Raw genomic sequence first — 6,403 nt, 5'->3', positions numbered from 1 at the left:
ATCGCAACCGCAGTAGGGCAGACTATTCTCGGACAGCCTCCTAGGGTTGCACAGAAGATAGCCAGAAACTGAATTTATCCGATTCAAGGTAAGCGTCCTTAATATTGCACGATTGTACAATGCTAGAAAAGCATTCATGACTGTATTACCTTTACTTCCCATGTAACTATATATGATATGCCTTCATATGCCTTCGCAGACCCTTTGGCATCTGCAGGTAGTTTGCGAATGACACCAGTTATGCAACAAGCCTGACGCTTATCAGCTCTCTGGTAATAAAATGCTATGACACTTATCATTGGCCGCTGTTTCAGCGGCTCAGTGTTGTCTTTTTGTTACAAAGAGCCCAACAGCACTATGACAGATAAATAGCAATGGTATAGTTCATCACCGGAACGATAGTAATGCATTTTGCAAGACTGTCAGGATTAAGCGGGGTCATTGGCCCCTGATGTGAATGCCGTATCGGCAGGGAAGTCCCGATCAGAGTATCGGCTCCCGAGTGTCATCACTGGCCTGATGCCATGCAGGTGCTGGACCTTCCAGGAACCAATAAACTAATGAAGCAACCATCTAAATCTGGTCTTAGACAAGAAGCCGTTAGCCAACAAGAAGCTTTCAGCAAAGAAGACTTGTTACGCTGTTCACAGGGCGAGCTTTTTGGTGCTGGTAATGCTCAGCTCCCAGCTCCTGATATGTTGATGCTTGACCGCATCGTTCGCATTTCTGAACAAGGCGGTGCCTATGGCAAAGGCGAGATCATCGCAGAACTGGATATCAATCCAGACCTCTGGTTCTTCTCCTGCCACTTCCCGGGAGACCCGGTTATGCCGGGATGTCTCGGACTGGACGCCATGTGGCAGCTGGTTGGCTTCTACCTGGGCTGGATGGGCAACCCTGGCCGGGGACGCGCCCTTGGCAGTGGCGAGGTAAAATTTACCGGCCAGATTCTGCCCACGAACAAAAAAGTAACATACCGCATTGATATTAAACGTATCATCGCACGCAAACTGATTCTGGGCATTGCTGATGGATCAGTCAGTGTTGATGGTCGGGAAATTTACACCGCGGAAGGACTTCGGGTAGGTCTTTTCCAGAACACTGACGTTTTCTGATTTCCCTGCTCCCTCTTGCCCGTTGGACAAGAGAGATAGCCGGGATCTGACACTGGTTTTTTCTGACTTAAACAGGCTATTCAGGTTGACATCAATGAAACGTGTTGTAATTACAGGGATTGGCATCACATCCTGCCTGGGTATCACCCGGGATGAGGTAGCCGAGAGCCTTAAACTTGGGCGCTCCGGCATTCGCTTCAACGAAAGCTATAAGGAACATGGTTTCCGAAGCCAGGTATCCGGCACAGTAGACATCGATTTCGAACAGTTTATTGACCGCAAAACCCTGCGCTTCATGGGCAACGCCGCTGCCTATGCCTATATTGCCATGAAGCAGGCCATTGACGATGCTGGTCTGACTGAAGATCAGGTTTCCAACCCCCGTACCGGACTGATTGCGGCTTCTGGCGGAGCCTCATCGGAAAATATTGTCGACTCTGCGGACATCATGAGAGAAAAAGGTGTCAAACGCGTCGGCCCATACCGTGTTACCCGCACCATGGGCAGTACCGTGTCGGCCTGCCTTGCCACCCCGTTTAAAATCAAGGGCGTTAACTACTCAATTACCTCTGCCTGTGCAACCAGCGCACACTGTATTGGCAATGCTATTGAACAGATCCAGCTGGGCAGGCAGGACATCGTCTTTGCCGGTGGTGGTGAAGAAGAACACTGGACACAAACCGGCCTGTTCGATGCCATGGGGGCACTGAGCACCAGGTACAATGACACACCTGAGCAGGCTTCCCGTGCCTATGATGCTGATCGGGATGGCTTCGTTATCGCCGGTGGCGGCGGTATGATTGTGGTGGAAGAGCTTGAGCATGCCAAAGCCCGTGGCGCCAGAATTTATGCTGAGATTACCGGCTATGGTGCCACTTCCGATGGCTATGACATGGTAGCGCCTTCCGGTGAAGGTGCTGCCCGCTGTATGCGCATGGCCATGGAAACTATTACCGCGCCTATTGATTACATCAATACTCACGGAACCAGCACACCGGTCGGTGATGTGGCCGAGTTGAAAGCGCTTATTGACGTATTTGGCGAGCAGATGCCAGTGATCAGCTCCACCAAATCACTGTCCGGACACTCGCTGGGTGCTGCTGGCGTTCAGGAAGCCATATACTGCCTGCTGATGATGAAGCACAACTTCATCACCGCTTCTGCTAATGTTCAGAATCTGGATGAAGCGGCTAAAAATCTGCCCATTCTGACCGGTGAAGCCCGCGAACAAACCCTGAACCGGATTATGTCCAACAGCTTTGGCTTTGGTGGAACCAATGCCTGCCTGGTATTTGAACGTTACCAGTGATCATTACTTGTGCAGAACAGCAGCTAATACCCATACAGCCCCACTCCCATGCTCTGCATGGGAATGCATACCGCAGCCTGAAGTATATGATATCGAGCAAGTTTTTGATACTTAACTCACTATGTTCAGACGGCCATTTCCAGCAACAGCTTGTTAAGACGCTGAACATAAGCAGCCGGATCGTCCAGTTGACCACCAGCCGCCAGACTGGCCTGATCAAATACCACACGGGTCAGATCGGCAAAGCGATCTTCATCCACTTCCTTATCCAGTCGGCCAATCAATGGGTGTTCCGGGTTAATCTCAAAGATCGGTTTGGATTCTGGCATGCTCTGGCCTGCAGCTTCCATAATGCGGCGCATCTGCATCCCCATATCGTTCTGCCCAACCACCAGACAGGCTGGAGAGTCCGTCAGACGATGAGTCACCCGAACCGCTTCGACATCAGCACCCAGCACATCCTGGATGCGCTTGACCAGATCTTCATTCTCTTTAGCCGCCTCTTCCTGGGCCTGCTTCTCTTCTTCGGAGTCCAGCTTACCGAGGTCGAGATCACCACGGCCAATATCCACGAATGATTTGCCGTCAAACTCGAACAGGTGCGACATCAGCCACTCATCAACACGGTCAGAAAGCAACAGAACTTCCAGCCCTTTCTTGCGGAATACCTCCAGATGTGGACTGTTGGCCGCCGCTTTGGGCGTTTCTGCGGTGATGTAGTAGATCTTGTCCTGACCTTCCTGCATCCGGGAAACGTAGCCTTCCAGGGATTGATCCTGCTCAACACCCTGGCTCTCAGTGGATGAGAAACGCAGAAGTTTGGCTATACGCTCACGGTTGGCATAATCTTCTGTCGGCCCTTCTTTGAGCACCTGGCCAAACTCTTTCCAGAAACTGGCGTATTGTTCAGGCTCTTTCCTGGCCAGTTTCTCCAGCATATCCAGCACACGTTTAGTCAGCGCGGTTTTTATGCTGTCAACGGCAGGGTCTTTTTGCAGGATCTCGCGGGAAACGTTCAGAGATAGATCGTTAGAGTCAACCACACCCTTGATAAAGCGCAGGTACATGGGCAGGAATTCATCGGCCTGATCCATGATAAAGACACGCTGAACATAGAGTTTCAGCCCTTTCTGCATATCACGGTTATACAGGTCAAAGGGGGCTTTGGCTGGAATATAAAGCAGGCTCTTGTATTCCAGTTTCCCTTCTACCCAGTTATGGCTCCACTTCAGCGGGTCGGTATGGTCATGACTGATGTGTTTGTAAAACTCTTTATACTCATCATCCGTGATGTCGCTGCGGGAACGGGTCCACAGGGCTTTCGCCGTATTCACCGTTTCCCACTCTGGCGCTTTGTCTTTCGCTTCTTTTTCTTCTTCCTCTTCCTCTGCCGTCGGCATCTCTTCCTTGCGCATCAGGATTGGCATGGAGATATGGTAAGAGTATTTGCGGATGATATTACGCAGGCGCCAGCCATCAGCATACTCTTCAGCTTCAGGCTTCAGGTGCAGAATAATGGTGGTACCCCGCTTGTCCTTCGCTATTGGCTCAACCGTAAACTCACCGGAGCCATCAGACACCCAGCGCACGGCCTCTTCTGTGTCCACCTTGCGGGTTTCAACGGTCACCTTGTCAGCAACGATAAATGCGGAATAGAAACCGACACCAAACTGACCGATCAGCTGAGAATCTTTCTTCTGGTCACCCGTCAGTGTTTTCAGGAAATCCGAAGTACCGGATTTGGCAATGGTCCCCAGATGGGCAATCACATCTTCACGGTTCATACCAATACCGTTATCCGCGATCGTTACGGTTTTGGCTTCCTTATCGAAATCCACCCGGATGGCAAGATTAGGGTCATTTTCCAGCAACCCGCTGTTATGGAGTGTCTGGTAACGCAGCTTGTCTGCGGCATCGGAAGCATTGGAAATCAGCTCCCGTAAAAAAATCTCCCGATTGGAATAGAGAGAGTGAATCATCAGGTGCAGAAGCTGTTTCACCTCAGTCTGAAAACCCAGTGTCTCTTTTTTCGCTTCGACTGTCATTGGAACCTCAATCCCGGTTGATCATCATATTGAGTATTTTGATAGTCAGGAGATATGGGCAGTGGTTGAGATTTCAACCCTATTTGGGTTTTTGGTTATTAAATTTCATTCATTTTTTGCTTTATTCGATTCTCGCATAAAGGCGGTAGCTTGCTTACCCGCGATTTTTGCCTGTTCTTTATCACCGGTCTTCTTCAAAACTTCATAGTAAGCCTTCTTGTAAACCTTCAGGTAAGCCTTCCCTTGCTCGGACTCACGGTAAGCCTTATTGTAAGCCCTGCGTTTCTCGGACTGTGCCCAAGCCCGTTGGTAATTCTTTCTTTTTTCGGACCCTGCGTAAGCTTTTTCTTTCCTGGACTGCTGCCCGTGAGCACCTGCGAGTGTGAGGGGCAGAGGTTCACCAGAACCGGACGATTCAGGTGCAACAGGTACAATTGCATCAAGATCTTCTTGTGAAAATTCAGGAAACCATAATTCATTTGTAATGGTTGGTAAATGAGCAATTGAAAAATCATTTAGCGAACGTGGAGAAAGTGGTATGTCCTGATTTTTTTCTTCCTGCTGCAAATATCCATAACGAAATGAATTAATTTCCTGCGCAGAAAAGCCTGCCATACTTGGTTGTGAACTGAAAGCGTCCGGTGGTATTGAAGGTGATTCTCGAGAATCCTGTAACCAGGAATAATCAGGAACAAAATTTGGGTCTATACTAAATCTGTCCATTGAATTACTGCACTATTGAATTACAGCTTAAGACTAATCTTTCTTATAAAAAGTTCCTACCTAAAAACAATTCAATATTTATGTCAAACAAGCATAAGGATTGGGTGAAATTCTCATACTGGCTGTCTTTTCTGAGTTTGTGCTTCACGCAATGCCCCATAGCAACAAATTTCGTCCGGCCTGGTATAGGGTAATGGCCAAACACCGGTATGATGCTTACTGGAATACGACACCGTTCCAGTGAGAGGCCGCCCCGATGGAAGTATGTCAGCCATTGGCTAAAACCGCCAATCCTTTCCTCGGACAGCCTCCTAACGAATGGAACCGTAAGAAGCATGTTGACCGGCTAGTAGTGGTGGCAATTCACTGGATGGATTGATTTTTCTTCCTTCCAGGGCTGCTTTTATCATTTTTACAGTTTCTTTGTCTCCACGATTGAATAGAGCGGCGTGTTGAGCGGCGCGAATAGGTGACTTGGTCAGCAAAGAAAAACGACCAATGCTCAATTTTTTCAATTTTTTCTTTGGATCTGCATCATTAGCTAATAAGAGTTCAACAATCTCATTGTTACCCTCTTCAGCTGCAATATAGAGAGGCGTAGCCCCATCTTTAGCAGCCTGATTAATATAAGCTCCTTTGTCGATCAACAGCCGAACAATCTCAATAAGCCCGTTTCCCACAGCATATGTGAGTGGCGTTTCCCCATTTTTCTTAGTGGCATAGTTAACATCAGCCCCCTCGTTGATCAGCAGCCGGGCCAGCTCAACATGCCTTCCGGCAAGTGCAATAACCAGCAAAGAAAACTTATCCCCGGTTGTTACGGTTAGGTAATCCCTGTTAATAATAGATCTGTCTTTTTGTATTTCCCTCTCCAGACAGCCGAGATCACCTACCCTGCAAGCCGCCACTGGTGCGGGCTCATTGTAGGGGTTGTCACGGCTTGCTCCAGAAATGGCTGAACTACGCGTATCCAATCGCTGATAGGAAAAATACCTGCTAATTGACTCCATCACTACCCTTATATCCTCGTCAATTTTATTTCAGTCATAAGCAGTTAACCAAATGAAATCATATTTTCTGACTAAGTGATCAGTCGCTCCCGGCAACTGCTCCTTCGTTGCTCTAGCTCCTGCATCCATGCAGTCGTGCGGCGTTACAACTTCGGTCACATAGCTACGGCTATGCTCCCTTCGTTGTGCCTTGCATTGTAA

Annotated in this window: 5 protein-coding genes; 2 read left to right on the top strand and 3 right to left on the bottom strand. The window is 48.7% G+C overall.

Annotation, left to right across the window (positions count from 1 at the left end; genetic code table 11):
- Positions 1-560 precede the first annotated feature (560 nt).
- Entirely contained in the window at positions 561-1,115 is a 555-nt protein-coding gene (gene fabA / locus KDK15_RS17555; protein ID WP_257296689.1) for a 3-hydroxyacyl-[acyl-carrier-protein] dehydratase FabA, read from the top strand.
- A 94-nt stretch (positions 1,116-1,209) separates the two neighbouring features.
- Complete coding sequence (gene fabB, locus KDK15_RS17550) at positions 1,210-2,424, top strand: beta-ketoacyl-ACP synthase I (protein ID WP_257296688.1); 1,215 nt, start codon at positions 1,210-1,212, stop codon at positions 2,422-2,424.
- Between the two features lie 125 nt (positions 2,425-2,549).
- Here the strand turns inward: fabB and htpG are convergent, their stop codons facing one another.
- From htpG to KDK15_RS17535, 3 genes are all read right to left on the bottom strand, one after another.
- Positions 2,550-4,469 (bottom strand): molecular chaperone HtpG, encoded by a 1,920-nt coding sequence (htpG, locus tag KDK15_RS17545; RefSeq protein WP_257296687.1) that lies wholly within the window; start codon positions 4,467-4,469, stop codon positions 2,550-2,552.
- Positions 4,470-4,574: 105 nt separating this feature from the next.
- Positions 4,575-5,084: a hypothetical protein gene (locus KDK15_RS17540; protein WP_257296686.1), complete on the bottom strand. Its 510-nt coding sequence runs from the start codon at positions 5,082-5,084 to the stop codon at positions 4,575-4,577.
- 419 nt (positions 5,085-5,503) lie between these two features.
- Positions 5,504-6,202 carry an ankyrin repeat domain-containing protein gene (locus KDK15_RS17535; RefSeq protein ID WP_257296690.1) on the bottom strand — a complete coding sequence of 233 codons (699 nt, stop codon included), beginning with the start codon at positions 6,200-6,202 and terminating at the stop codon, positions 5,504-5,506.
- Positions 6,203-6,403: the final 201 nt, after the last annotated feature.

This window comes from Endozoicomonas sp. YOMI1 (assembly GCF_024606345.1).
Classification (GTDB): domain Bacteria; phylum Pseudomonadota; class Gammaproteobacteria; order Pseudomonadales; family Endozoicomonadaceae; genus Endozoicomonas.
This window is presented reverse-complemented; position numbering and strand designations above follow the sequence as displayed.

Coding starts and splice junctions, on each gene's coding strand:
- fabB (WP_257296688.1), top strand. CDS start 1,210: ATGAAACGTGTTGTAATTACAGGGATTGGCATCACATCCTGCCTGGGT.
- fabA (WP_257296689.1), top strand. CDS start 561: ATGAAGCAACCATCTAAATCTGGTCTTAGACAAGAAGCCGTTAGCCAA.
- KDK15_RS17535 (WP_257296690.1), bottom strand. CDS start 6,202: ATGGAGTCAATTAGCAGGTATTTTTCCTATCAGCGATTGGATACGCGT.
- KDK15_RS17540 (WP_257296686.1), bottom strand. CDS start 5,084: ATGGCAGGCTTTTCTGCGCAGGAAATTAATTCATTTCGTTATGGATAT.
- htpG (WP_257296687.1), bottom strand. CDS start 4,469: ATGACAGTCGAAGCGAAAAAAGAGACACTGGGTTTTCAGACTGAGGTG.